Raw genomic sequence first — 22,824 nt, forward strand, 5'->3', positions numbered from 1 at the left:
CGAAATGGTTATTCCTTCCACAAAATGACTTAATATACACTGCCGTCTCGTGCGAGACGATGGAGACAAGGGAGTCGTTCGATCGTGGGGACGGCTCGGAAGGGAACCGGGCCGACGAGGCGGATTCGATCGAGTCGGTGCTGGAGTCGGCCGAGGACACCGAGACGATCGTCGAGAAACTCCGCGAGAGCGGCACCCGCTATCACGTCTCGGAGTCGAACGTCGACGACGTCGTCGACTCGATTCAGTCACCCGACGACGACACCGACTCAGATTCAGATCCGTTCTCCCTCGACGGGGGTCCGACGCGGACCACCGTCTCGGACGGGATCGACGAGGTGTTCGCGGAACTCGAGTCGGCGGTCGACGACCGCGACGAGGAGTCGATCGAACCGTCGGCGACTGTCGAACGCCGATCCGACGATCGAGCGTCGTCGCCGTTCGCGGCGGCCGCCGAAGAACCGGACTTCGACGAACTGAAGCGAGAGTACGGAACGCTGTCGGGTCGCGAACCCGCGAAGACGATCTCGGACGAGAGCGTCGACGACATTCTCGCCCTCGCCGCCGGCGACGGCGATCGGTCGCCCGCGAGCGGCGGTGACGGGTCGTCTGCCCGCGACGACGCCCCGACCGGCGCCGAAGCCGGTCGATCTGAAGGGACCGCCCCGGAGGCGATCCAACCCGACGATCCGGAGGCGGCGATGACCTCGCTGTTCGACGACGGAGCGGACCCGACGACCGAATCGACCGGCGAGTAGGTCGTCTCCACGCTCCCCGCGCGATCGACTCTACCTCGGTCGCGACGGAACGTCGCCAGCGCGTACCCGGGATTCGCGGGCCGGATTCGAGTCACGACGTGCGAACGGAGCGGCGGCTGGTAGCGTAGCGCTCGAAAAAATGGTATCCGTGGCGAACCTTACAGGTCGCGGGGCTGGACCGTCTTCCGGTCGTTCGCTTCCGCACGTCGGGCGGCGTCTTCGAGCAGCTCGTCGACTTCCTCGTCGAGTGCGTCGTAGAAGTCCGAGGCGACGTTCTTGTCATCGAGCGCTTCCTTCACAGCGGCTTTGACGATAAGGTCTGCCATACGATGTATCCGTTCCCCTTACCCCCATATAAAAACTTTGGTTACGCATCGAAATACGGGGGTTCCAGCCCCCAATTCGACCGTTTCGGGGTCTGGATTCACCGGAAAGTATATTGGGGATGAGCTACCGAGCGCGCGATCGCCCCGTCGATCGGGACAAATCCTGCTCGCGCGCGGTCCTACGGTCGATCACGCGCGGTTCGATCCCGCAGCTCGCGGGGCCCGAACTCGCCCGGTCGGGTCGACGGATTCGAGTAGGTGCACGCTCGACGTAGCGTATGCGCGAACTCCTCGAGGCCGTCGCCGACGGCTCGCTGTCGCCGGCCGAGGCCGAGGCCGAGCTTAACGGGTACGTCACGGGCGACGCGGGCCGATTCGACGCGGCTCGACAGCACCGTCGGGGCATTCCCGAAGGGATCTTCGCCGCCGGGAAGACGGCCGAACAGGTCGTCGCACTCGCCGAGACCGCACTCGAAACGACCGACCGAGCGCTCGTTACGCGCGTCACCGATCGACAGGTCGCCGCGCTCGAGTCGGCGCTCGACGAATCGTTCCCGGGCGCCACCGTCGATCGGCGGAGTTCGACGGTCCACGTCCGGACGCCGGCGTACGACCCGCCGTCGCTCGACGCGACGATCGGTATCGCCACGGGCGGGACCGTCGACGGGCCGGTCGCGGACGAGGCCGAACTCGTCTGCGAGGACGCCGGCGCGACCGTCGATCGGGTCGACGACGTCGGCGTCGCGGCGCTCGATCGGATCCTGGACCAGCTCGATCGGCTCCGGGACGCCGACGTGCTGGTGGTCTGTGCCGGTCGTGAGGGCGCGTTGCCGACAGTCGTCGCAGGGCTCGTCGACACGCCGGTCATCGGCGTTCCCGTCTCGAGCGGCTACGGGTTCGGGAGCGACGGCGAGGCGGCGCTGGCCGGGATGCTCCAGTCGTGTACGGTGCTGTCGGTAGTCAACGTCGACGCCGGCTTCGTCGCGGGTTCCCAGGCGGTCCTGATCGCGCAGGCGATCGACGACGCACGGGATTAACGGGGTGCCGACAGAAGGAAGATATTCTTGCGGTAGGCAAAATCCAAACGGCGTTTGGGAAAGTCTTTTTAAATTCGTGCCGGGTAGGTACGGTTGCCGGCCTGTGCCGGCGTACCATGCCCACATGTGACCACTGCGGCGCGCACGTTTCCGAACGGTTCGCCCGCGTCTTCGCCGACGAACGCGGGAACATTTACGCGTGTACGAGTTGCTCGGCGAATGCAGGGATCGCAGAAGTCGCCAAAGAGCGCGCACGCGGAACCTGAACCGCCGTCGAACCGCCTCCAACCACCACGCGCCCCCATCGCAGACGAGTCGCTTTTTGCTCCCTCGTCCGTACCGACGGTCGATGGCAGACCGCTCGGCCGACGGCGACCACGTCGTCTACGTCCTCGAGTGTGCCGATGGCACCTTTTACACCGGCTACACGACCGACCTCGATCGGCGACTCGCCGAGCACAACGACGGCGCGGGCGCGAAGTACACCCGCGGTCGGACGCCGGTCGAACTCCGGTACTGTGAGGCCTACGGGACGCGATCGGCGGCCATGTCCCGCGAGTACGAGATCAAGCAGTTGACGCGGGCGGCGAAAGAACGACTGGTCGACGGCGCGGATCCGTGATCGTCCCAGAGCCGTGCCGTCGCTCGTCGGTCGCCGCCGCCGTCGCTTTTTTCGCCACTGACATCGACGACTGCGTATGGACGTGATCTCGTTCGGTACCGACGGCTGGCGGGCACCTCTCGAGGAGTTTACTGTTCCGCGCGTGCGCATGGTTGGCCAGGCGGTCGCCTCGTACCTGCAGGACGAGGGACTCGCGGGCCCGGTCGCGATCGGGTACGACGCCCGCGAGAGTTCCCGCGGCTTCGCGGAGGAACTCACCCGCGTGCTCTGTGCGAACGGGTTCGACGTGCTCCTCCCCGAGCGCGATCGCCCGACGCCGCTTTTCGCCCACGCGATCGTCGAGCGGGACCTGGCCGGTGCGCTCGTGATCACCGCCTCGCACAACCCGCCGACGTACAACGGCGTGAAGTTCATCCCCGACGACGGCGCGCCGGCGCTCCCCGACGTGACCGACGCGATCGCCGATCGACTCGCCGACCCCGACCCGCTCCCCCCGGACGAGCACGGGACGGCGCGGGAGGTCGACGTCGTCACGCCACACGCCGACGCCGCGATCGACCTCGTCGCGGACCTCACGGGCGACCCCGACCTCACCGACCTGACGATCGCCTACGACGCGATGCACGGTAGCGGCCGTGGGACCACGGACGCCCTGCTCGAACGGGCGGGCGCGACCGTCACGCGGTTGCGCTGCGAGCGGGACCCCGACTTCGGCGGCGGCGCGCCCGAACCCGCCCCCGAGAACCTGGACTCGCTCGTCGAACGGGTCACCGGCGGCGACGCCGACCTCGGTATCGCCAACGACGGCGACGCCGATCGGATCGCCATCGTTACTCCCGACCGGGGATATCTCGACGAGAACCTCTTCTTCGCCGCGCTGTACGACTACCTGCTCGAGAGCGAGTCCGGTCCCGCGGTGCGATCGGTCTCGACGACGTACCTGATCGACCGGGTCGCCGAAGCCCACGGCGAGGTCGTCCACGAGGTTCCGGTCGGCTTCAAGTGGGTCGCAGCGGCGATGGCCGACCACGACGCGCTCGTCGGCGGCGAGGAGTCGGGCGGGTTCACCGTCCGGGGCCATGTCCGCGAGAAGGACGGCGTCCTGCTCGCCCTGCTCGCGGCGGCGATGCACGCCGACGAACCGATCGACGAGCGGGTCGATCGGCTCCTCGCGGAGTACGGGACCGTCGTCCAGGACAAGATCAGCGTCGACTGTCCCGACGACGAGAAAGCGCGGGTGATCGCCGATCTCGAAGCAGAGATTCCCGGGACCGTGGCGGACACCGACGTCGAGGACGTGAACACGGCCGACGGGTTCAAACTCCTGCTCGCCGACGGTTCGTGGGTGCTCGTCCGGCCCAGCGGTACCGAACCCGTGTTGCGGGTCTACGCCGAGGCCCACGACGAGGAGCGGGTCCGGCGGTTGCTCGACGCGGGCGCGGACCTGGTCGAGCCGCTGGTCTGACTGCTATCCGGGCCGATCGTTCCGTCACCCCCGTGGCGGGTTGCGTACTCCGGGCCCCCCTTTACCCGCGTCGGTCCCGAGTGTCCGGTCATGAGTGGACGGAACGAGGACGCGGCCTACACCGAACTGACGCCCGACTCGTGGCACCAGAACGACGAGGGTACCTACTACATCGACTGTCCGGAGTGTGGCTCCGCGGCCACGCTGATGAACGTCGTCAAACACGGCCGCTGTAACGGCTACCTCGACCAGCAGGAGAGCGAGACCGACCTCGACGAGGCGGCGATGGACTGTACGGCGAAACTCTGGTTCGAACTCGGGTACGTCTCCGATCCGGACCCCGGAGCGACGTCGTCGGACGCCGAACAGTCCGCAGAGAGCGTCACGACGGGCGAGGGCGTCCCCGCCGAGGGTTCGCCGTCGGGCACCGACGGCACGGTGAGCGAGGAACAGCAGTAGTTCGTCGTCCATCGAGGCTCCCCACAGTCTCTTCTTCTCAATCGACCCGCTTCGCCGGCACGCCCGCGACGGTCGCCCCCGGTTCGACGTCCGTGCTGACGACCGATCCGGCGCCGACGACCGCATCCTCGCCGATCGTGATGTCCCCCAGCAGCGTCGCGTTCGCACCGATCTGGACGCCGTCCTCGATCGTGGGGTGGCGCTTGACCGGTTCGTTCACGTTGCCGCCGAGCGTGACCCCGTGGTACATGTGGACGTCGTCGCCGATCTCGGCCGTCTCGCCGATCACGACGCCCATCCCGTGATCGATCGTCACGCGCCGGCCGATCGACGCGGCGGGGTGGATCTCGACGCCGGTGAGCCAGCGCACGACGTGCGAGAGCAGTCGTGCGGCGAGTCGGTAGTCGTGGTTCCAGAGTCTGTGGATCCCGCGGTGGCTCCAGACGGCGTGGAGGCCGGGGTAGGACAGTAGCACTTCGAGCCACCCCTTCGCGGCGGGGTCCCGCTCGAGCATCGCCGCGATATCCTCGCGAAGCCGCCCGATCATCGGTGATCGTGGCTCTCCGCCGGTGCTCGATCGGCCCGCGCAACTGCGATCGACCGCCGATCCATCGTCGCCGGGCAACAGCCGGCCACTGCGCGGCGGGGTCGATTCCTGTCGGTGCACGCGGGATGGCCGGGTCGTCCCATAGCCGACAGTATCTGTTCGGATACCATAAAAGGAGTCGCCTACTCCCCGCGGGCCAGTCGGCTCCCGATCCGATCGGGCAGACCGGCCTCGGCGACGGCGTCCCGGACGGCGTCGACGTCGTACTCGACGCGGTGCGTCTCGACGGTCGAGCCGTCGAGGTCGACGACCGCGTAGGCCGCCCGCGGATCGCCGTCGCGTGGCTGGCCGACGCTCCCGGGATTGACCACGATCCCGTCGCCGTACCGTTCGACGTGCTGGACGTGGGTGTGACCGAGCACGAGGACGTCCTCGTCGCCGAGCAAGCGAGCCGAGAACTCGTGTGGTCGGGTGTAGCGCGTGTACCGATCGGGGTCGTCGGGGTGGCCGTGGACGAGTTTGAGTCGCCCGGCGTACCCGGTCCATTCGAGGGGCCGGTCGGACAGCCACGCGCGCTGGTCGTCCGAGAGCTGCTTCCGGGCGTGTTCGACGCCCGCCTGAGCCATCCGGTTGAACCGGAACGGTGTCCCCTCGACGACGGCGGCGTCGTGGTTCCCCATCACCGTCGGCACGTCTCGATCGCGGAGTTCGGCGACGCAGTCGGCGGGCCAGGGATTGTAGCCGACGACGTCGCCGGCACAGACGAGGGCGTCAACCGGCGGCATGTCGTCGAGGACGGTCTCGAGGGCGATCCGGTTCCCGTGAACGTCGGAGATGAGCCCGATCTTCATACCCGCAGGGTACAGGTGCCAGGGGTATGTAGGTTGGCCGCGATCAGGACGCTCTCGACGATCGCGACCGTCGAATACCGATTTCCGCGATCGGGTCCCTTTTTGAGGGGATCGACGTTTCTAGTGTATGCCAACACCGACGGATCGAGTTCGGCGAGCCGAACGGTCGAGTATCCGTGTCATGTTCGATCTCGCGGAACGCCACGAGGAGGATCTCGTTCGACTCGAGGTCGGCGAACCCGACTTCGACACGCCCGCACACGTCATCGACGCAGCCGCGCGCGCCGCTCGCGGCGGAGCGACACACTACACCTCGAATGCGGGACTTCCGGCGTGTCGGCGTGCGATCAGCGACACGCTCGACGCCGAGTTCGGCGTTCGACACGACTCGGACGAGATCGTCGTCACCGTGGGCGGAATGGAGGCGCTCCATCTGGCGATCCTGGCGACGGTGTCACCCGGAGAGGAACTCGTCGTTCCGGGGCCGACCTGGCCGAACTACGAGACGCAGGCGATCCTCGCGGACGGGTCGTTCCGCGAGGTGCCGATGCCGGCCGAGTCTGGGTTCGCCCTCGACGCCGATCGCGTCGTCGATGCGATGAGTGACGACACCGCAGCGGTCGTGCTCACGACGCCGTCGAATCCGACCGGTCGCGTGTTCGATCCGGCCGAGTGCCGTGCGATCGTCGAGGCCGCCGCCGATCACGACGCGTACGTGATCGCCGACGAGGTGTACCTCGGACTCACCTACGATGGGGCGTCCGAGGGGATCGCGGCGTATACTGACCATCCCGATCACGTGCTGACGGTTGGCTCCTGCTCGAAGGCGTACGCGATGACCGGCTGGCGACTGGGCTGGCTCGCGGGCGACGGCCACCTCGTCGACGAGGTGGTCAAGGTCCACGAATCGACGACCGCCTGTGCGTCGAGCGTGGCCCAGCACGCCGCTATCGCCGCACTTACGGGACCACAAGAGCCGTTCGAGGACATGTACGACGAGTTTCGACGTCGTCGCGACCTCGTCGTCGACCGCGTTGCAGAGATCGACGGGCTCTCCTGCCCCCGGCCGGAGGGTGCGTTCTACGCGTTTCTCGATCCGGGAATCGACGACGACAGCCTCACGATCGCAAAATACCTGCTGGAGGAACACGGCGTCGTGCTCGCCCCCGGAGACGGCTTCGGCGACACGGCTCCGGGACGGCTGCGACTCTCGTTCGCGAACTCCGTCGATCGACTCCACGAGGGATTCGATCGGATCGAGGCTGGACTACGGGAGTACTGAGGAACGGCCACCGGAGCACTCCGTCAACGCATCAGTTCGCCGCCGTTCACGTTCAGCGTCTCACCCGTGACGAACGTGGCATCACGGAGATATGCGATCGCGTCGGCGATCTCCTCCGGCCGTCCGAATCGGTCGACGGGAATCCGGGCCAGTTCCTCGCGTTTCTCCTCGGGCGTCCGATCGGCGGTCATCTCCGTCTCGACGTGGCCCGGAGCGACCGCGTTCACCCGAACGTCGGGCGCGAAATCCCGTGCGTGACTCCGGGTGAGCGAGAGGAGTGCGCCTTTCGAGGAGGCGTAGTGACACTCGATCGCTGCGCCGGTGTGGGCGAGAATCGAGGAGACGTTCGTCACCGAGGGGCCCGCGTCGGACGCTCGAAGATGCGGGAGTGCCGCCTTCGTGACGTTGAACGCGGAATTGACGTTGACGTCCATGATCCGATCGAAGTCGGCCGGTTCGAGGTGCTCCGTGTAGACGTGCTGATCGATCCCGGCGTTGTTGACGACGTGGTCGACGCTCCCGAACGCGTCGGCGGCGGCATCGACCAGTCGGGCGGCGGCGTCCGCATCCGAGACGTCCGCGCCGACGACGATTGCCTCCTGCCCGCGATCGCGGATCTCGGCTGCGACTCGCTCCGCGGCGTCCTCGCTCGTGTGGTAGTTCACGGCGACGTCGTACCCGTCGGCAGCGAAGCGAAGCGCGGTCGATCTACCGATGCCCCTGGACGATCCAGTCACGAGTGCTGCTGGCATGTGCGAACGACACACCGGTATCGACTTTGCAGTTCCGCCGTTCAGTCGCCGTTCTCGATCGCCGTCTCGAACCCGTCGTCGGTCCGCGCGACGCCGGCGGCACAGACCGCGTGCTCGAACTCGTGAGCGTAGGCCTCGCTGGCGGCCGTGACTGCGTCCTCGGCTGCGAAGTCGATCGCCTCGGGCGCGTTCTTCTCGTACGTCGCCACGATTGTCGGTTCGTCGACGGTCTCGACCAGTAGCGCGTCCTTGCGCACGGTGCCGATCAGCGCCTCGCCGTCGACACCGATCGTCGCCGCGATCCGCGGCGTGTCGTAGTCGTCCTTCTCGTAGTCGAGCGCCAGCAGGCTCTCCGCGAGCGCGTCCCGGGCCGGGTAGCCGAGTTCGAGTTTCTCCGCGATCGGATCGACGTGCGAGCCGTTGCCGAAGGCGGCCGTCTCGCCCATCGGGGTGTCGACGACGCGCAGGCAGTTGTAGGAGACGTAGGGATTGTCCGTCTCCGGGGCGTCCGCGGTGGGACCCACAGTGAGCGCCGCCTCTCGCTCGGTGATTTTTCGGTTCGGGAACGATCGCGAGGACACGCGGTACGCTCCGACTTCCGGGCCGACGACGACGAATCGTCCGACGTACATACTCGGCCGTGCGCGGGAGAGGGGAAAAGGGATGTCGGTTCGTCGCGGGCCGCGATCGATCCCGGCGGAGGCGCCGCGACTTTATATACGATACCGCGGCGAACGATCGTGTGACCACCGAAGCGGACTGTCTCGAGGCGTTACGGGAGGCGGCCGATCGGCTCGGCGAGTCGCCCACGAAAGCACAGTACGAGGACCTGGGAAGAACTCCGTCAGCAGCCACGATTTTACGAGTGGTCGGAGGATGGAACGCTGCGAAAACGAAGGCCGGACTCGAGACGGCCTCCTCGACGGGAACACGGACGCGTCCGAAACCGGATGACGTCGAGATTCCGAACGGGATGGAGTGGGAGGACCTTTCCCAAGACCAACGATGGCATTACAAAAACGCCGATCGGAACACCGAACGGTCGCTTCAACGTCAAGAATCACACAGAGCGTGGGCGAACGAACTGCAGCGATCGCGCGGCGGTTGTGCCCGCTGTGATGAGACGAATCCAGTCTGTCTCGATTTTCACCACGTGGATACGGAAGAGAAGGAGATGGCCGTCGGGAAGATGATTTCTTTCGGGTATTCGAGAGAGCGGATTGAGGCCGAAATTGACAAATGTATCGTTCTCTGTGCGAACTGCCACCGAAAGGAACATCACGATTCGGCATCGCAGCGATGAGACTCGCTCTCAGGCACAACGAAGTTCGTAACACTCTAATACAGGAGCCAACTATTGGTCGGTAGACCGTCGGAAACGAACCCGGCGGAGACCTCTTAGTCCCATGGGGTAGCGGCCAATCCTGAAGCCTTCTGGGGGCTTCGACCCAGGTTCGAATCCTGGTGGGACTACTCCTCCGCTTCTTTCGTCTGGAACCTCTTTCCAGTCTCTGCTATCGATCTCCAGTCGAAACGAAGGGGTTTCCGGCCGATCGATCCCGCACCAGAAACCATATTTTCCCGTCGATACTACCGATCACGTATGAATCGACGGACGTTCCTGGCGATCGGCGGGGCGGCGACGTTCGGCGGCGTCGCTGGCTGTCTCGGGAGCGACGACAGCGATCCCGACGGCTACGGCCCGGAACCGGAGACGGTCCCCGAAGAACGATCGATCGACACTGGGAGCTACGAGACGCAGACGTTCGAGGGAGTCGCGGTTCCGCTCGCGCCGATCGACGACGTCTTCTACTGGTACCAGCGACAGGAGGCCCGGATCGCCGATGCGCGCGGGGAAGACCAGTACGAAAAGGCGCACATCGTCGGCGCGCCGCTGAGCCCCGCCCCGGACGGCGAGGGGGGCGATTCGCTCGACGACTGGGACACGGACGACCGGATCGTCACCTACTGTGGCTGTCCGCATCACCTCTCGGGGTTGCGCGCCGCGTGGTTGATCGACGAGGGCTACGAAGAAGTGTACGCGCTCGACGAGGGGTTCGGCGCGTGGATCGACCGCGGTTATCCGCTCGCGGGGTCGGAGGTCTCGGAGGAGCGGGAGACGTACGAGATTCAGGGCTGGTCCGACCCCGCCTACGCCGGCGAGATGGTCATGTTGGAACAGGTGGTCGAAGATCGGCGCGAGGCGGCACCGATCGCCGACGACGGCTCGTACACGCTGCAACTCCACTACGGCGGGTCCACCGACTCCCGGTTCCGGGTCGAGGCGCCCGACTACACGGTCGAGGGGACGCTCGCGGACCTCACGAGCGACGTCGTCACGGGCTAATCCCCGTCGAGTCGGTCAGTCCGATTCGCTACGGTTCGGCCGACTCGTAGGCCCCGTTTTGCTCGAGTTCGCCGCGCTTTCGGAGGACGTCCGGCGTTCGGCAGATTCCCGGCGCGCCGGTCACCTGCGGCACCGTACAGTTGTTACAGCTCTCACAGAGCACCCGCGTCGCCCCGTCGTCCGTATCGAGTAATCGCGCTCCCAGTCGGGGCTCGGCGTAGAACGGTCGGGCCATCCCGACCGCGTCGCAGGCGGGTGCAGCGTCGTTCCCGCCGTCCGCACCAGCCTCGTCCGTCACGTCGTCGCCGAGCAGCCGATCGATCTGCCCCCGTTCGCGAATCCCGCCTTCGGCGAGGACCGGAATCGACACCTGCTCGCGAACCCGTCGACAGAAATCCGCGTTCCACGCGGGATCGAAGTCGTACTGGAGCGACTCCACGCGATTCCCCCAGGCGACGAGTCGCTTCCGGGTCGGGCCGCCGAACGCCGCGTCGTACCCCTCCTGGAGCGCCTCGTTCGCCCAGGCCCGATCGGGGTACTCGCCGCGGACGATGCTCATGTCCCAGGCGACCGACGTCTGCACGGGGACCACCGCGTCGTAGCCGATCCGCTCGAGTCGCCGGGCGATCTCGACCCCGTCGTCGAGCGAGAGCTTGCGGCGGACGATCGGTGCGGGCGGCGCGGGCGTCTCCGCGGGTACCTTCGTTATCAGGGGGACGTCGCCGGCCCGATCGCGGATCTCGTCGTGGACGAGCGCGAGGAATTCGAGGCGGGCCTCGGGCGAACCGCCGAACGCGTCGTCGCGGCGGTTGTAGAACGGCGACAGGAACTGCTGGACGATGCCCATGTTCGCCCCCGCGAGGTGGATGCCGTCGTAGCCCGCGTCGACGGCGCGGGCGGCCGCCCGGCCGAAGTCCGCCGCGAGGTCGTACACCTCGTCCGTCGAGAGGACGTGGGGATCGTAGGAGAGGAAACCGAGCCGATCGAGCGCTCGCAACTGCCACGGCGGGCGCGACACGGCGAGCTGTTCGAGGTCCGGATGCTCCCGGCGGTACTCGGCGTGCCAGGTCTCCATGCTCCGGAGCCCGCCGTGCTCGAGTTGCACGAAGATCCGGCTCCCGTGGTCGTGGATCCGATCGGTCAGCCGCGACAGGCGCGAGACGAACGCAGGGTCGTGGACGCGGGTCATCCCCGGCGCGGCACAGCCGCCCTCGCCGCGGACGATCGTCGCGCCCTGGCAGACGAGGCCGACGCCGGACGCGGCGGCGGGTTCGAGGTCGTCGATCAGGGTGTCGACGGCGTCGGGGCCGTTGCCCGCACACTCGAGCAACGGCGCGCGGTAGAGCCGGTTGGGAACCGTCAGCCCGCCGATCTCGATCGGATCCTCGAGGCTGGCCATGGCCGGGCTTCGACGGGTGCGTACAAGAGCGTGGTGGCGATCGTGCGCCGAGGACGTCGCCTTTCGGACCGTTTCTGATCGATCTACGACTATATAATAGAAGTATTTATGTAATTGGTATATAGTATAGCTGGTGATGTCAGTAGATTCAACTGTTACCGATCGATCGGCGTTCGAATGAAGTTCGCTCGGCGTCCAGATAGTGCTGGCGATCGTCACGCTCGGGTTCTACACGCTGTACTGGACGTACAGTACCGCCCGGCAACTGGACGACGGGACGGACGCGAGTCTGACTCCGATCCTGGCGTTCGTTCCCCTCCTGAACGTCGTCACGTTCTGGCAGATCTCCGGCGCCACCGAGGCCGTCACCGACCAGAGCAAACTCGTGCTGTTCGTCCTGTTTCTCTTCGTGCCGCCGCTGTCCTGGTACTGGGTCCAGTCCGGCGTGAACGACGTCGCGGCGACCTGATACGGATCGTTGTAACGTTTTATCGGTGATCGCCGCCTCGGTCGGGCGATCACCACCAACGAATCACAACGGACCGTATGAAATCACCGCCGCCGAACGAACTCCGGCGATCCGGCGCCGGAGTCAGGGCGGCAACACGACCGCGCGGCCCTCGATCTCGTTGTGTTCGAGCCGTTCCGCGACCGTGTTGATCTCGTCGAGATCGTGTCGTTCGGTGTGCAACTCGACCGCGCCGCGATCGACGAGGGAGACGAGTTCCTGAAGTTCGGCGTACTTGCCGACCAGGGTCCCTCTGAAGGCGAATTCGCCGTTGACCAGCGCCTGACTGGGTTCGTGGATGTGGCCGCCGTAGCCGACGATGTGGTGGTCGCCGCCGGTGGCGACGATGTCGGGTGCCAGTGCGGTCGTCTCGTCCCGGCCGACGAAGTCGACGACTTGCTGGGCCCCCACGTCGTCGGTCAGGTCCGCGACGATGTCGGCGGGGTTCTCCTCCGCGGAGTTGACCGTGTGGCGGGCGCCCAACTCTTCGGCGAGTTCGAGCGCCTCGTCCTTGATGTCGACGGCGACGATGTCCGCGGCGCTCATCGCGTCGAGACACTGGATGCCGATGTGGCCCAGGCCGCCGACGCCGATGACGACGCTGGTATCGCCGGGGTTCAGTTCGCGAACCGCCTTCTTTACGGCGTGGTAGGCCGTGATCCCCGCGTCCGCGTGGGGTGCGATCTCCGTCGGGTCGACGCCGTCGGGGAGCGGGATCACCGCCCGCTCGTTCGTCCGGAGGTACTCGGCGAAGCCGCCGTCGGTCGTGAGGCCGTTGAACGCGCTGTTCTCGCAGTACATGTCTTCGCCGAGGCGGCAGGGTCGACAGATGCCACAGGTCTGGACGGGGTGACAGATCACCGGATCGCCCTCCTCGACGAGCGTTACCTCCTCGCCGACCTCGGCGACGATGCCGGCGTTCTCGTGGCCGAGCGTCATCGGCAGGTCCTGCGGCGCGTACTCCTCCCACATCCCCTCGATGATGTGGTTGTCCGTCTGGCACCAGCCCGCGCCCTCGACCTCTACGAGGACGCCGTCCGATCGATCGATCTCCGGCCGATCGACGTCGTCGATCGAGAGCGCCTCGCTCATGTCGTCGGTGTACTCGTGGAGTCTGGCTGCTTGCATGGTATCAGGCAGCACAACACCGTACTAGGTGAAAACGTTCGCCCGACGTATCGCTCGCTGTGACAGTTCGGAAGTCCGGAATCGACGGCGGTCAGGCGCGCAATCGATCTGATCCGTCTCTCGAACCTGAGATTCGTGTCCGGCTGAAAAAAGAATAATGAGTATTGCTACCGATTCCCACTGTGCGATGTACGAGCAAAACGGCGAGGACGTGTTCGTCATCGACGCGCACGTCCACCTGTGGGACGCCAGGGAGGACAACATCGTCCACGAAGGTGGCGAGGAGTTCATCCAGTGCTTCTACGACTATCACACGACGTTCACGCCGGAGGAGCGTCAGTGGGACATGTCGGAGTACCGCCACTACGGGGCCGATCGGATGGTCGAGGACCTGTTCGGCGACGCTGCAGCCGACATGGGAATCTTTCAGCCGACGTACCTGACCGACTTCTACGACGAGGGGTTCAACACGACCCATCAGAACGCCGAACTGGCGACCGAGTACCCCGAGCGGTTCGTCCTCAACGGGACGTTCGACCCCCGGGACGGCGACGACGGGATCGAGTACCTCGAGGAACTCCACGAGACGTACGACATTCCGGGCGTCAAACTCTACACCGCCGAGTGGCGCGGCGACTCGAAGGGGTGGCGACTCGACGACGAGGAGGCGTTCCGGTTCTTAGAGAAGTGCCAGGAACTCGGTATCGAGAACATACACCCGCACAAGGGGCCGACGATCCGGCCGCTCAATCGCGACGCCTTCGACGTGAAAGACGTCGACGACGCCGCGTCGTCGTTCCCCGAACTGAACTTCGTCGTCGAACACGTCGGCCTCCCCCGACTCGACGACTTCTGCTGGATCGCCGCCCAGGAGCCGAACGTCTACGGCGGACTCGCAGTCGCCGCCCCGTTCGCCCAGAACCGCCCCGGCAAGTTCTCCGAGATCCTCTCGGAACTGCTCTGGTGGCTCGGCGAGGACCGTGTGCTGTTCGGCTCGGATTACGCGATCTGGAACCCCGACTGGCTCGTCGAGGAGGTCATGGAGGCCGAACTCACCCCGGAACACCGCGCGGAGTACGGCGTCGAGTGGGATCTCGAGACGAAAAAGAAGGTCATGGGCGAGAACGCCGCCGAACTGTACGACATCGACATCGAGGAGAAACGCCGGACGTTCCAGGACGACGAGATCAGCAAGCAGTTCGATCTCGGCGACCACTACGCGAGCGAGGAACCGGCGGCGGCCGACGACTGATGTCGACACCCGAACCGACCGACGGCGCGGGTTCCGACGGCCCCGATCGGGCCGCAGTTCGCGACCGTCTCGATCGCGTCACGGATCCCGAACTCGACCGATCGATCGTCGAACTCGAGTACGTCGACGCGATCGAGATCGACGGCGACCGCGTCACCGTCCGGTTCACCCTGCCGACGGCGTGGTGTTCGCCGGCCTTCGCGTGGATGATGGCGATCGACGCCCGCGACGAGGTCGAATCCCTGCCGAGCGTCGCCGACGCCCGGGTCGTCCTGCGAGCGCACATGCACGAGCGGGAGATCACTCGCGGCGTCAACCAGCGGCTTTCCTTCGCGGAGGCCTTCCCGGACGCCGACGGCGACGTCGCCGCCGTCCGGGCGGAACTCGACCGGAAGGCCCGAATCGCACGCCAGTACGACGCGATCGAGGCGTTGCTCGAGGCCGGACTCGATCCCGGGACGATCGTCGACCTCACCGTCGCGGATCTCGAGCGACGGGCCGATCGTGCCGCCGTCTCCGCGGCCGACGACGGGACGATCCCGATCGCCGTCCAGGGCGGCGCGGTCGTCGTCCCGGTTCCGGCGGCCCCGCTCGATCGCTACCTCGAGAAGGCACGGGCGACGGGCGTCGTCTCGGATTCCGACGACGTCCTGTTCCGGACGCCGGAGGGGGACCCGATCGACGCCGGGTCGTTCGACCTCGTCCACCGGCGCGGACGACTCGCCCAGGTCAACATGTCGAGCCAGGGCGGGATCTGCGACGGATTGCGCGAGGCCAGGGAACGACGGTTCGAGGCGACCGAGGGCGACTGATACGGACTGCTGTAGTCAATTACCGCCGATCACCAGGACGGGGTCGGCGATCGGCGGTAAATAGTTACAGCAATCCGTGTGAGCCGATCGGCCGTTCGACCGCGTTTCGGGCCGCTTACTTTTCGACCTCGAGTAGCGCGACTCGCTCCCGGACCAGCGCCCCGAGCGAGGCGTCGGTCGCCGATCGCTCGGCGTCGGTGATGTCGAAAAACTCGTGGATCGTCTCCGGGTCGCCGGCGTCGAGCGTGCGTTCGAGTCCGACGATCGCGTCGAGTTCTTCGAGGCTCTCGATGGTCGCAGCCTCGGCGTCGGTGGCGTCATCACCTGTGCCAGCGACGAGTATCACGGCTGCCCCCTCGCCTTCGTCGACTCCCATCTCGAGGGCGCGATCGATCTGGCGGCGGCCGGCGGCGTACAGCAGGATCTCGACCGCCCGATCGCGGGCGACGTTCTCGCCGCGCTCGATCGCCCGATCGGCCAGTTCGACGGCCCGTTCGAGGTGGGCCCGATCGGCGATGTAGCGCGCGTCGAACGCCTGGACCGTCGCCCCGTGCCGATCGCCGATCGCGCCGAGGTCGGCGACGAACGAATCGAGGTCGTCGATCGCGAGGCGGCATTCCAGTAGCTCCATCAGAAATCACCCAGGCTGGACTGGCTCTCGTCCGCGTCGCCGTCCGCTTCCCGTGTCGGGTCGGCGCGATCGGTGCCCTCGCCGCCGTCGCTCCGATCGTCGCTCGACCCACCGCCCGTCGTGCCGGCCGTCGACGTGGCTGGCTCGACCCCGTCCATCGAGGGGTCCTCGCGGCCGGCGTTTTCGAGGATGGTCTCGGCCGTCTTCTCCCCCTTCAGCGCGCCGAGGACGACGCCCTTGTCGGCGGTTCGCAGGTCGGCGGGTTCCTCGATCCCGCGCTCGTAGAGCCGGCGGGCGCGTTTGCGGCCGACGCCGCCGACCGAGACGAGTTCGAGCAGTTCGTCGCCGACACCGTGTTCGACGCGGGCGCGCGCTTCGCGGACGGCGACGGTCCACTCGCTACCGATCTCGTTCGCCAGCGACTCGGCCGCGCCGAGAAGCCATTCGGCGGTGTCGACCTTCCCGCGCAGGTCGCCGGGGCCGATCTGGTACCGCTCCGTAATCGTATCCTCGTCGAGTTCCTCCGCCCAGTCCTCGAGCAGTTTCCCCGTCTTGAGGGCGGCCAGCCAGTCCTCGAAGCGCTCGTCCTCGAATTCGCTGGGCGGATCGCCGAGCAGTTCGCCCTCCCGCTCGTAGAACAGTTCGCCGTACTGCTCGTCCTCGCCCGATCGGAGGTAGAGTTCGTACATGTCGGGCGTGCGCGAGACGAGTTGATAGAGTCCGAGCGCGGTCGGTCGATCGTCGGCCGACTCCAGCCCGTGGACGATCTCGGCAGCGCTCATCGGATCGAGGTAGAGCCGGGAGACGGTGTGGCCGAGGCTGGTCGCCTCGAGGTCGACGCCGCCGTCCTGTCCGACCATCTCGGCGGCGGCGGTGAAGCCGTCAGCGGCCGATTGCGCTCCGGCACTTCCCCCCTCGCGCTCCACGAAGTCGTTCCGCTCGAGATAGCTGAGGACGTCGTCGGTTACCCGCTCCAGCCGACCGGCCTCGGTCGACTGGCTCGCGTACAGCGTCTCCGCGAGGAAGTCGAGCAGCCCCTCTCGGGTCCGGGCGAAGCCGGAGGCGATCGTCGCGAGCACGTGCGTCCGGAGGGCGGGTTCGGCGGCGAGTTTCGATCGCACGGGTTCGGGATCGGCCCAGACGTAGCGATCGAACAGTTCCTCGCTCTCGTCGTGGCTCTTGGCGAGCAGGACGGCCTCGCCGTAGGGGTCGAGACCGGGGCGTCCCGCCCGGCCCATCATCTGGTGGACCTCGAGGACGTCCAGCGGGGCCATCCCGCCCGCGGTGGGGTCGAAGCGCCGCCAGTCGCGGACGACGACCCGTCGTGCGGGGGTGTTCACCCCGGCCGCGAGCGTCGGCGTGGCCGAGATGATCTTCAAGAGCCGATCGCGGAAGGCGTCCTCGACGAGCGATCGGTGTTCGCTCGCCAGGCCCGCGTGGTGGAACGCCGATCCCCGCTCGACGCAGGTCGCGAGTTCCTCGCTGGTCTCGCTGTCGCTGACGTCCCGAATGTCGTCGGCCAGCGTCCCCAGTTCGGCGCGCTCGTCGTCGGTCAGTTCGTGGCTCGCGACCTTCCCGAGACGCCGGCCAGCGGCCTCCGCGTTCCGCCGGGAGTTGACGAACACGAGCGAGGAGCCGCCCTCCTGCAGGATGTCGCGGACGAGCGCGGCCTCCTGCTTCTCGCTCCCCTCGACGGGGACCTCCCGCGTCGAACCGTCGTCGAAGTTGAGGGCGTTGCCGTAGTGGACCCCCATCCGGAGGTCGATCGGCCGCCAGTCGGTATCGACGAGCGCGGCGTCGAGCCAGTCAGCGATCTCGCCGGCGTTGCCGACCGTCGCCGAGAGCGCGACGACCTGCAACGCGGGGTTCAACTGGCGGAGTTTGGCGAGGGTGACCTCGAGCGTCGGGCCGCGGTTGGCGTCGTCGATGAGGTGAACCTCGTCGCTGACGACGCAGGTGAGGTCGGCGAGCCAGTCGGCCCCGTTGCGTACGAGCGAGTCGACCTTCTCGCTGGTCGCCACGATGATGTCCTTCGTCGCGAGCCACTCGTCCGTGCTCTCGTAGTTGCCCGTCGTGACGCCGACCGTCACGCCGAACCCCTCGTAGGCCTCGAACTCGGCCTTTTTTTCGCTGGCGAGCGCCCGCAGGGGGACGATGTAGAGCGCTTTCCCGCCCCGTTCGACGGCCGACAGCATCGAGAGCGCGGCGATCATGGTCTTCCCGCTGGCGGTGGGGACGGCGGCGACGAGGTTCTCGCCCTCGGTTGCCCCGGCCTCGACCGCCTCGGCCTGTGGCGGGTAGAGCTCCTCGATCCCCTCGCGCTCGAAGTGCTCGATCGCGCCGGGCGGGAGCCCCGACAGCTCCTCGACGTTCATTACCCGGGATTGGCGCGTCCCGCGGTTTAAACTGTCGTCTTCGCGGGCGGTCCGCTCGGGACGACCGGGTGCGGAGACAGGTGCCTTTTTGCGACTGTCACCGGTACCGAGGAATATGTCGACCCTCGCCAGCACTCTCCGCTCGTCGCCGCTCCGGACGCGATCGGCCCGCGGCCGAAGCGGGAAACTTCTCGTCGGGGCCGGACTGGCCGTCCTCACGCTGGGGATGACCACGGACACGCTCGGCCGCCGGATCGCCGTCGCGGGGGTGGAACCCTCGGTGCTCGAACTCGGCGTCGTCCTCGTCGGGGCCTCGCTCGCGGTCGCGTTCGTCCGGTACCTGGTCGGCAAATTGAAACGCGCTGTCGGCTACAGCCTCCTGGGATCGATCGGTCTCGGAATCGGGCTGCCGGCGCTCGTCGCGCTACCCGCCGTCGGGGGCGTGGCCCGGCGACTGGGAACGACGGTCTACGGCCGACTCCCCTGGATCGGCCCCTCCCGCTGGGAGCGCGCGCTCGCCGTCGTCGGCGGTCCGCGCGGCCTCGCCTCCGGTTGTTACGGGACGACGCTCCTGACGATCGGTGCCTCGACGGGGACGCTCGACGAGGAGTACGTCGTCTTCGGCAACCGGCTCTCGTTGCTCGCGGTCTTCATCCTGCTAACTGCACCGGGAATCGTCGTCTACTACCTGCGGCGATAGATCGATGGGTGTACCTGCGGCGATAGATCGATGAGTGTGGCGACCGAAGCCCGCCCATGATCGACCCCGATCGGGTCCTCGTCCCCACGTTCGGTCGTCCCGGCGACGACGAGGCGCTCGCGTACGCCCTCGAGACGTTCCCCGAGGCCGACGTGACTCTGCTCGCCGTCGTTACGCCGCTGGACGCGCCGCTCAGCGAGGGCGGCGTGCTCGAGCGAAGCGACGAGCGAACCGCGGCGGCACGCGATCGCGCCGCCAGCCTCCGATCGGCGGTCGACGAGGGAGCGAGCGATCGGGTTCGGATCGAGACCGTGGAGGGGCGACCCGGGTCGGTCGTTCCCCGCTACGCGACTGAGGCGGACGTCGACCACGTCGTTCTGTCCGGCCACGACGACGGTTCGATGGGCTTTGCGCGGCGGTTCCTCGGTCGCAGCATCGCGACCACGCTCGTCGAGCGGACGCCGCGACCCGTAACCGTCCTCGAGTGACGGCCGACGCCACACTGGCTCCGATTGCGGGAGCCGGTCGCCGGCGTTAGACGCCGATCGCGGCCGCGAGTACCCGGTAGAGCCCGTAGCCGACGACGGTCGAACTCCCGAGCGTCAGCAGCCAGAACGTGACCGTGAACCCGATCTTGCGACGGGAGATGCCGGCCGAGCCCGCGGCCAGCCCGCCGCCGATGACCCCCGAGAGGATGATGTTGTTGAGCGAGATCGGGATCCCGAGCGCGATCGCCAGCTGGGCGATGACGAAGCCCGGCACGAGCGCCGCGATCGATCGGCGCAGGCCGAGCTGGGCGTACTCCCGGGAGGTCGCCTGCAGGAGTCGCGGCGCGCCCATCCACGCGCCGGCGAGGATGCCCGTAGCCCCGATCACGAGCAGGGTAATTCTCGGGAGGCCGAGTTCGATCCGGAACAGGTTCTCGAGCGGGCCGGTCGCGAGCCCGACCTGCGAGCCGCCCGACGAGAAGGCGACGATGCCGCCGAGGGCGAGCAGGAACGTCCGGATCCCGCCCTCCACGGAGTCGAGGACGCGTCTGCGGATCCAGACGAACGCGAGCGCGCCGAGGCCGATCGTCACGAGGACCGTCCCGACGTCGATCCCGGCGGCCAGTTCCGGGCCGCCGCCGACCTGGCGGGAGACGAACCGTGCGAGCGTCCCCTGGTCGGCGTCGGGGTCCGGGATCACGCCGAGCCTGACGTTCGCCAGGATCGCGCCGACGACGCCCGCGAGCACGGGAACGCCGATCGCCTCGGGAACGTCGTCGCGGCGCAGGGTGACCGCGGTCGCGTACGCCAGACCGCCGGACATGAACGGAACGAGCAGCCAGAAGGTGCCGAGTCGCCGGTAGGTCGCCATCGCCGGGTCGCCGCCGAGCGAAAGCCCGACGCCCACCATCGCGCCCGTGGTCGCGAACGCCGCCGGAATCGGGTATCGCGTGTAGATGCCGATCGCCATGAACGTCGCCGCGGTCAGCAGACCGGCGGTGGCCGCGAGCGGCGTGATCACGACGCCGTCGATGAGGTCCGCGCCGACGGTCTCGGAGATGCTCCCGCCCTGCATGAGCGCCCCTGCCGCCGCGAGCAGCCCGATCACGAACGCCGCCCGCATCGTCGAGATGGCGTTGGCCCCGATCGCCGGCGCGAACGGCGGCGAGTTGCTGTTCGCACCCAGCACCCACGCCATGAACAGACAGGCGACGATGGCGGCTCCGATGACGAGCGGGGATGACGGCACGACCATTTCGTCTGGTGAGTTTTCATAACGTGGTGCAAAAGCGTTCCTGCGGCGTACGCGATATTCGCGACGAGTACGACCGGTCGAACACCTCTCGGTGGTACCGTCGGTTTTCTTCTATTGTGTTCTATCGACTCCTACTCTAGTTCATATGATAGTAATATAAAGAATAATTACTGAGTTCGTGGGCCTCACGCATGCACCATGCGACGACGACAATTCGTTACGGCTCTGGGCGCGACTGGACTGCTCGGCGCGACCGGCGCGGCCGGCGCGGAATCAGCCGGCGGGAACGGCCGTCGAGGAAGCGACATCGAGAACGTGATCGTCCTGATCGGCGACGGCATGGGGTTCGATCCGATCGAGGTCACGTCGGTCGTCCACGGCGATCTGTCGCTGCAGTCGATGACCGGCGCCGGCTACACCCGGACGAACTCCCGTAGCGGCGAGGTGACCGACTCGGCCGCGGCCGGGACCGCACTCGCCACTGGACACAAGGCGTACAACGGCCAGGTCTCCGTCCGCGGCGACGAGGACGACGACGATCCGACGCCGCTGGTGACCCAGCTCGAACTCGCGCAGGCGCGGGGGAAGGCGACCGGCCTGGTCTCGACGACCCGGATCACCCACGCCACGCCGGCCGTCTACGCCTCCCACGTCCCCGATCGCGGCATGGAGGAGGCGATCGCGGAACAGTACGTCGAGAGCGACGTCGACGTGTTCATGGGCGGCGGTCGCCGCGAGTTCGACGACGAGTTGCTCGATCGGGCGCGGGACGCGGGCTACGAACTCCTGTTCGACGAGAGCGACCTCGACGCGGCGAGTGGCGACAAACTGCTCGGCCTGTTCGACGACAGCCACGTCACCTACACCCTCGACCGCGACGAGTCGATCCCCTCGCTGTCCGAGATGACCGCCGCCGCGGTCGAACGCCTCGAGGGGGGCGACGACGGCTTCTTCCTGATGGTCGAGGGCGGTCGGATCGATCACGCCGAACACGGCAACGACGTCCAGACGACGGTCGCCGAGACGAAGGAGTTCGACGAGGTCGTCGACTGGGCGCTCGAGTACGTCGAGAACCGCGACGACACGCTCGTCGTCGTCGCCTCCGACCACGAGACCGGCGGTCTGGCGACCGGCAACGACTACGGTTCGCCGATCGACGTCGAGGGCATCCGAGATGCGCAGGCGAGCAACGCGGCCATCGCGGCGGCGATCGAAGACGGCACGCCGATTCGCAAGGCGGTCGAAGAACACGTCGACGTCGATCTCACCGACGAGGACGTCGCGCGGATCGAGGACGCCGTCGGCTCCGACAACCCGTACGCCCTCTCGAACGAACTCGGGGCGGTCATCTCCGACCACCTCGGCGTGTCGTGGGCCTCGAACGCCCACACCGGACCGGCGCAGACGGTCATGGCCGCCGGACCCGACGTCGAACCGTTCGACGGCTGGATCCACCACACCGACCTCTCGGTGACCGTCACCGCGCTGCTGTTGTTCGGCCGCTTCGCCGACGTCTCCGAGAACGAGCGCGAGGCCTGGGAGCGGAAAGTCGTCAGAAACGGTCCGAAGGGCCGCCGCGACGCCTACCTCGCCCTCGAGTACGTCGGTCCCGTCACCGACGACGTGACCGAGGCCCTCGATCGCAACGACGACGGCGTCGTCGACTACGGTGACGTCCTCGGGATTCTCGACGGCGACGCCCCGTCCCCGTCGGCACGGGTCGGCCGGCGCCGCGAGGCCCCCCACTCGGTCCACGACGTGTAGCAGCGCGGGACCTCCCCGTAGACGCGCCGCCTCGGACGCGTCGCCCCGCCGATTCTCCCGTTCGAC

Annotated in this window: 24 protein-coding genes, 1 tRNA gene and 1 pseudogene; 16 read left to right on the plus strand and 10 right to left on the minus strand. The window is 67.3% G+C overall.

The annotated features are described in order from the left end of the window. The first annotated feature begins 59 nt into the window (after positions 1 to 59). Positions 60 to 758: a hypothetical protein gene (locus AC6I6X_RS07530; protein WP_497929908.1), complete on the plus strand. Its 699-nt coding sequence runs from the start codon at positions 60 to 62 to the stop codon at positions 756 to 758. A 158-nt stretch (positions 759 to 916) separates the two neighbouring features. Here AC6I6X_RS07530 and AC6I6X_RS07535 read toward each other — a convergent pair whose 3' ends face one another. Beyond that, positions 917 to 1,084, minus strand: a complete 168-nt coding sequence (locus AC6I6X_RS07535) for a DUF1931 family protein (protein ID WP_004267503.1) — start codon at positions 1,082 to 1,084, stop codon at positions 917 to 919. 278 nt (positions 1,085 to 1,362) lie between these two features. Between AC6I6X_RS07535 and larB the strand changes: the two genes are divergently transcribed. From larB to AC6I6X_RS07560, 5 genes are all read left to right on the plus strand, one after another. Then, positions 1,363 to 2,121: a nickel pincer cofactor biosynthesis protein LarB gene (gene larB, locus AC6I6X_RS07540; protein WP_497929909.1), complete on the plus strand. Its 759-nt coding sequence runs from the start codon at positions 1,363 to 1,365 to the stop codon at positions 2,119 to 2,121. Between the two features lie 116 nt (positions 2,122 to 2,237). Further along, positions 2,238 to 2,387 (plus strand): DUF7563 family protein, encoded by a 150-nt coding sequence (locus AC6I6X_RS07545; RefSeq protein ID WP_497929910.1) that lies wholly within the window; start codon positions 2,238 to 2,240, stop codon positions 2,385 to 2,387. An 83-nt stretch (positions 2,388 to 2,470) separates the two neighbouring features. Further along, a complete protein-coding gene (locus tag AC6I6X_RS07550; protein WP_497929911.1) occupies positions 2,471 to 2,743 on the plus strand; it encodes a GIY-YIG nuclease family protein in 273 nt (90 codons plus the stop codon). Positions 2,744 to 2,819: 76 nt separating this feature from the next. Next, entirely contained in the window at positions 2,820 to 4,208 is a 1,389-nt protein-coding gene (locus AC6I6X_RS07555) for a phosphoglucomutase/phosphomannomutase family protein (protein WP_497929912.1), read from the plus strand. A gap of 90 nt (positions 4,209 to 4,298) precedes the next feature. After that, positions 4,299 to 4,667 (plus strand): hypothetical protein, encoded by a 369-nt coding sequence (locus AC6I6X_RS07560; protein ID WP_497929913.1) that lies wholly within the window; start codon positions 4,299 to 4,301, stop codon positions 4,665 to 4,667. 37 nt (positions 4,668 to 4,704) lie between these two features. Here the strand turns inward: AC6I6X_RS07560 and cysE are convergent, their stop codons facing one another. Together cysE and AC6I6X_RS07570 are read right to left on the minus strand one after the other, a co-directional pair. Then, positions 4,705 to 5,214 (minus strand): serine O-acetyltransferase, encoded by a 510-nt coding sequence (cysE, locus tag AC6I6X_RS07565; RefSeq protein WP_497929914.1) that lies wholly within the window; start codon positions 5,212 to 5,214, stop codon positions 4,705 to 4,707. 182 nt (positions 5,215 to 5,396) lie between these two features. Further along, positions 5,397 to 6,065 (minus strand): metallophosphoesterase family protein, encoded by a 669-nt coding sequence (locus AC6I6X_RS07570; protein ID WP_497929915.1) that lies wholly within the window; start codon positions 6,063 to 6,065, stop codon positions 5,397 to 5,399. 127 nt (positions 6,066 to 6,192) lie between these two features. Between AC6I6X_RS07570 and AC6I6X_RS07575 the strand changes: the two genes are divergently transcribed. Then, positions 6,193 to 7,347 (plus strand): pyridoxal phosphate-dependent aminotransferase, encoded by a 1,155-nt coding sequence (locus AC6I6X_RS07575; RefSeq protein ID WP_497929916.1) that lies wholly within the window; start codon positions 6,193 to 6,195, stop codon positions 7,345 to 7,347. Between the two features lie 23 nt (positions 7,348 to 7,370). On the opposite strand, the gene AC6I6X_RS07580 is transcribed toward AC6I6X_RS07575, so the two are convergent. Both AC6I6X_RS07580 and AC6I6X_RS07585 read right to left on the minus strand, forming a co-directional pair. After that, positions 7,371 to 8,099 carry a glucose 1-dehydrogenase gene (locus AC6I6X_RS07580; RefSeq protein WP_497929917.1) on the minus strand — a complete coding sequence of 243 codons (729 nt, stop codon included), beginning with the start codon at positions 8,097 to 8,099 and terminating at the stop codon, positions 7,371 to 7,373. A gap of 41 nt (positions 8,100 to 8,140) precedes the next feature. Continuing rightward, positions 8,141 to 8,731 (minus strand): IMP cyclohydrolase, encoded by a 591-nt coding sequence (locus AC6I6X_RS07585; protein ID WP_497929918.1) that lies wholly within the window; start codon positions 8,729 to 8,731, stop codon positions 8,141 to 8,143. A 110-nt stretch (positions 8,732 to 8,841) separates the two neighbouring features. On the opposite strand from AC6I6X_RS07585, the gene AC6I6X_RS07590 reads away from it, so the two are divergent. The 3 genes from AC6I6X_RS07590 to AC6I6X_RS07600 all read left to right on the plus strand — a co-directional run bounded on the left by AC6I6X_RS07590 (position 8,842) and on the right by AC6I6X_RS07600 (position 10,446). Then, on the plus strand, positions 8,842 to 9,402 hold the full coding sequence (locus AC6I6X_RS07590) for a homing endonuclease associated repeat-containing protein (RefSeq protein ID WP_497929919.1): 561 nt from the start codon (positions 8,842 to 8,844) through the stop codon (positions 9,400 to 9,402). A 97-nt stretch (positions 9,403 to 9,499) separates the two neighbouring features. Then, positions 9,500 to 9,572: transfer RNA gene (locus tag AC6I6X_RS07595), tRNA-Gln, on the plus strand. Positions 9,573 to 9,702: 130 nt separating this feature from the next. After that, a complete protein-coding gene (locus AC6I6X_RS07600) occupies positions 9,703 to 10,446 on the plus strand; it encodes a rhodanese-like domain-containing protein (RefSeq protein ID WP_497929920.1) in 744 nt (247 codons plus the stop codon). 28 nt (positions 10,447 to 10,474) lie between these two features. Here the strand turns inward: AC6I6X_RS07600 and AC6I6X_RS07605 are convergent, their stop codons facing one another. Continuing rightward, positions 10,475 to 11,845 (minus strand): oxidoreductase, encoded by a 1,371-nt coding sequence (locus AC6I6X_RS07605; RefSeq protein WP_497929921.1) that lies wholly within the window; start codon positions 11,843 to 11,845, stop codon positions 10,475 to 10,477. 196 nt (positions 11,846 to 12,041) lie between these two features. Between AC6I6X_RS07605 and AC6I6X_RS07610 the strand changes: the two are divergent. Continuing rightward, a pseudogene (locus AC6I6X_RS07610) lies at positions 12,042 to 12,314 on the plus strand (DUF4234 domain-containing protein); the annotation flags it as partial. 123 nt (positions 12,315 to 12,437) lie between these two features. Here AC6I6X_RS07610 and AC6I6X_RS07615 read toward each other — a convergent pair. Beyond that, positions 12,438 to 13,481 (minus strand): NAD(P)-dependent alcohol dehydrogenase, encoded by a 1,044-nt coding sequence (locus AC6I6X_RS07615; protein ID WP_497929922.1) that lies wholly within the window; start codon positions 13,479 to 13,481, stop codon positions 12,438 to 12,440. Positions 13,482 to 13,668: 187 nt separating this feature from the next. Between AC6I6X_RS07615 and AC6I6X_RS07620 the strand changes: the two genes are divergently transcribed. Both AC6I6X_RS07620 and AC6I6X_RS07625 read left to right on the plus strand, forming a co-directional pair. Continuing rightward, complete coding sequence (locus tag AC6I6X_RS07620) at positions 13,669 to 14,733, plus strand: amidohydrolase family protein (RefSeq protein ID WP_497930492.1); 1,065 nt, start codon at positions 13,669 to 13,671, stop codon at positions 14,731 to 14,733. Continuing rightward, positions 14,733 to 15,545 carry an iron-sulfur cluster assembly protein gene (locus AC6I6X_RS07625; protein WP_497929924.1) on the plus strand — a complete coding sequence of 271 codons (813 nt, stop codon included), beginning with the start codon at positions 14,733 to 14,735 and terminating at the stop codon, positions 15,543 to 15,545. The genes AC6I6X_RS07620 and AC6I6X_RS07625 overlap by 1 nt, the downstream gene beginning before the upstream one ends. A 115-nt stretch (positions 15,546 to 15,660) precedes the next feature. Here AC6I6X_RS07625 and cgi121 read toward each other — a convergent pair whose 3' ends face one another. Continuing rightward, the gene (cgi121, locus tag AC6I6X_RS07630) at positions 15,661 to 16,176 is read right to left on the minus strand and encodes a KEOPS complex subunit Cgi121 (protein ID WP_497929925.1); all 516 of its coding nucleotides are present in this window, start codon (positions 16,174 to 16,176) and stop codon (positions 15,661 to 15,663) included. Continuing rightward, complete coding sequence (locus tag AC6I6X_RS07635) at positions 16,176 to 18,551, minus strand: ATP-dependent DNA helicase (RefSeq protein WP_497929927.1); 2,376 nt, start codon at positions 18,549 to 18,551, stop codon at positions 16,176 to 16,178. Before AC6I6X_RS07635 ends, cgi121 begins: the two co-directional genes overlap by 1 nt. A gap of 115 nt (positions 18,552 to 18,666) precedes the next feature. On the opposite strand from AC6I6X_RS07635, the gene AC6I6X_RS07640 reads away from it, so the two are divergent. After that, the gene (locus tag AC6I6X_RS07640; RefSeq protein ID WP_497929928.1) at positions 18,667 to 19,251 is read left to right on the plus strand and encodes a hypothetical protein; all 585 of its coding nucleotides are present in this window, start codon (positions 18,667 to 18,669) and stop codon (positions 19,249 to 19,251) included. A 56-nt stretch (positions 19,252 to 19,307) separates the two neighbouring features. Further along, positions 19,308 to 19,739: a universal stress protein gene (locus AC6I6X_RS07645; RefSeq protein ID WP_497929929.1), complete on the plus strand. Its 432-nt coding sequence runs from the start codon at positions 19,308 to 19,310 to the stop codon at positions 19,737 to 19,739. A 46-nt stretch (positions 19,740 to 19,785) separates the two neighbouring features. Here the strand turns inward: AC6I6X_RS07645 and AC6I6X_RS07650 are convergent, their stop codons facing one another. Beyond that, entirely contained in the window at positions 19,786 to 20,994 is a 1,209-nt protein-coding gene (locus AC6I6X_RS07650; RefSeq protein ID WP_497929930.1) for an inorganic phosphate transporter, read from the minus strand. Positions 20,995 to 21,192: 198 nt separating this feature from the next. On the opposite strand from AC6I6X_RS07650, the gene AC6I6X_RS07655 reads away from it, so the two are divergent. Then, positions 21,193 to 22,758, plus strand: coding sequence for an alkaline phosphatase (locus tag AC6I6X_RS07655; protein WP_497929931.1), 1,566 nt, complete (start codon positions 21,193 to 21,195; stop codon positions 22,756 to 22,758). The last annotated feature ends 66 nt before the right edge of the window (positions 22,759 to 22,824 follow it).

The sequence above is a fragment of the Halosolutus sp. YCN4 genome (assembly GCF_059736495.1).

What these genes read in the sequence shown, in the direction of transcription:
- AC6I6X_RS07530 (WP_497929908.1), top strand. Translation starts at nt 60, where the DNA reads ATGGAGACAAGGGAGTCGTTCGATCGTGGGGACGGCTCGGAAGGGAAC.
- AC6I6X_RS07535 (WP_004267503.1), bottom strand. Translation starts at nt 1,084, where the DNA reads ATGGCAGACCTTATCGTCAAAGCCGCTGTGAAGGAAGCGCTCGATGAC.
- larB (WP_497929909.1), top strand. Translation starts at nt 1,363, where the DNA reads ATGCGCGAACTCCTCGAGGCCGTCGCCGACGGCTCGCTGTCGCCGGCC.
- AC6I6X_RS07545 (WP_497929910.1), top strand. Translation starts at nt 2,238, where the DNA reads ATGCCCACATGTGACCACTGCGGCGCGCACGTTTCCGAACGGTTCGCC.
- AC6I6X_RS07550 (WP_497929911.1), top strand. Translation starts at nt 2,471, where the DNA reads ATGGCAGACCGCTCGGCCGACGGCGACCACGTCGTCTACGTCCTCGAG.
- AC6I6X_RS07555 (WP_497929912.1), top strand. Translation starts at nt 2,820, where the DNA reads ATGGACGTGATCTCGTTCGGTACCGACGGCTGGCGGGCACCTCTCGAG.
- AC6I6X_RS07560 (WP_497929913.1), top strand. Translation starts at nt 4,299, where the DNA reads ATGAGTGGACGGAACGAGGACGCGGCCTACACCGAACTGACGCCCGAC.
- cysE (WP_497929914.1), bottom strand. Translation starts at nt 5,214, where the DNA reads ATGATCGGGCGGCTTCGCGAGGATATCGCGGCGATGCTCGAGCGGGAC.
- AC6I6X_RS07570 (WP_497929915.1), bottom strand. Translation starts at nt 6,065, where the DNA reads ATGAAGATCGGGCTCATCTCCGACGTTCACGGGAACCGGATCGCCCTC.
- AC6I6X_RS07575 (WP_497929916.1), top strand. Translation starts at nt 6,193, where the DNA reads ATGCCAACACCGACGGATCGAGTTCGGCGAGCCGAACGGTCGAGTATC.
- AC6I6X_RS07580 (WP_497929917.1), bottom strand. Translation starts at nt 8,099, where the DNA reads ATGCCAGCAGCACTCGTGACTGGATCGTCCAGGGGCATCGGTAGATCG.
- AC6I6X_RS07585 (WP_497929918.1), bottom strand. Translation starts at nt 8,731, where the DNA reads ATGTACGTCGGACGATTCGTCGTCGTCGGCCCGGAAGTCGGAGCGTAC.
- AC6I6X_RS07600 (WP_497929920.1), top strand. Translation starts at nt 9,703, where the DNA reads ATGAATCGACGGACGTTCCTGGCGATCGGCGGGGCGGCGACGTTCGGC.
- AC6I6X_RS07605 (WP_497929921.1), bottom strand. Translation starts at nt 11,845, where the DNA reads ATGGCCAGCCTCGAGGATCCGATCGAGATCGGCGGGCTGACGGTTCCC.
- AC6I6X_RS07615 (WP_497929922.1), bottom strand. Translation starts at nt 13,481, where the DNA reads ATGCAAGCAGCCAGACTCCACGAGTACACCGACGACATGAGCGAGGCG.
- AC6I6X_RS07620 (WP_497930492.1), top strand. Translation starts at nt 13,669, where the DNA reads ATGTACGAGCAAAACGGCGAGGACGTGTTCGTCATCGACGCGCACGTC.
- AC6I6X_RS07625 (WP_497929924.1), top strand. Translation starts at nt 14,733, where the DNA reads ATGTCGACACCCGAACCGACCGACGGCGCGGGTTCCGACGGCCCCGAT.
- cgi121 (WP_497929925.1), bottom strand. Translation starts at nt 16,176, where the DNA reads ATGGAGCTACTGGAATGCCGCCTCGCGATCGACGACCTCGATTCGTTC.
- AC6I6X_RS07635 (WP_497929927.1), bottom strand. Translation starts at nt 18,551, where the DNA reads ATGAACGTCGAGGAGCTGTCGGGGCTCCCGCCCGGCGCGATCGAGCAC.
- AC6I6X_RS07640 (WP_497929928.1), top strand. Translation starts at nt 18,667, where the DNA reads ATGTCGACCCTCGCCAGCACTCTCCGCTCGTCGCCGCTCCGGACGCGA.
- AC6I6X_RS07645 (WP_497929929.1), top strand. Translation starts at nt 19,308, where the DNA reads ATGATCGACCCCGATCGGGTCCTCGTCCCCACGTTCGGTCGTCCCGGC.
- AC6I6X_RS07650 (WP_497929930.1), bottom strand. Translation starts at nt 20,994, where the DNA reads ATGGTCGTGCCGTCATCCCCGCTCGTCATCGGAGCCGCCATCGTCGCC.
- AC6I6X_RS07655 (WP_497929931.1), top strand. Translation starts at nt 21,193, where the DNA reads ATGCGACGACGACAATTCGTTACGGCTCTGGGCGCGACTGGACTGCTC.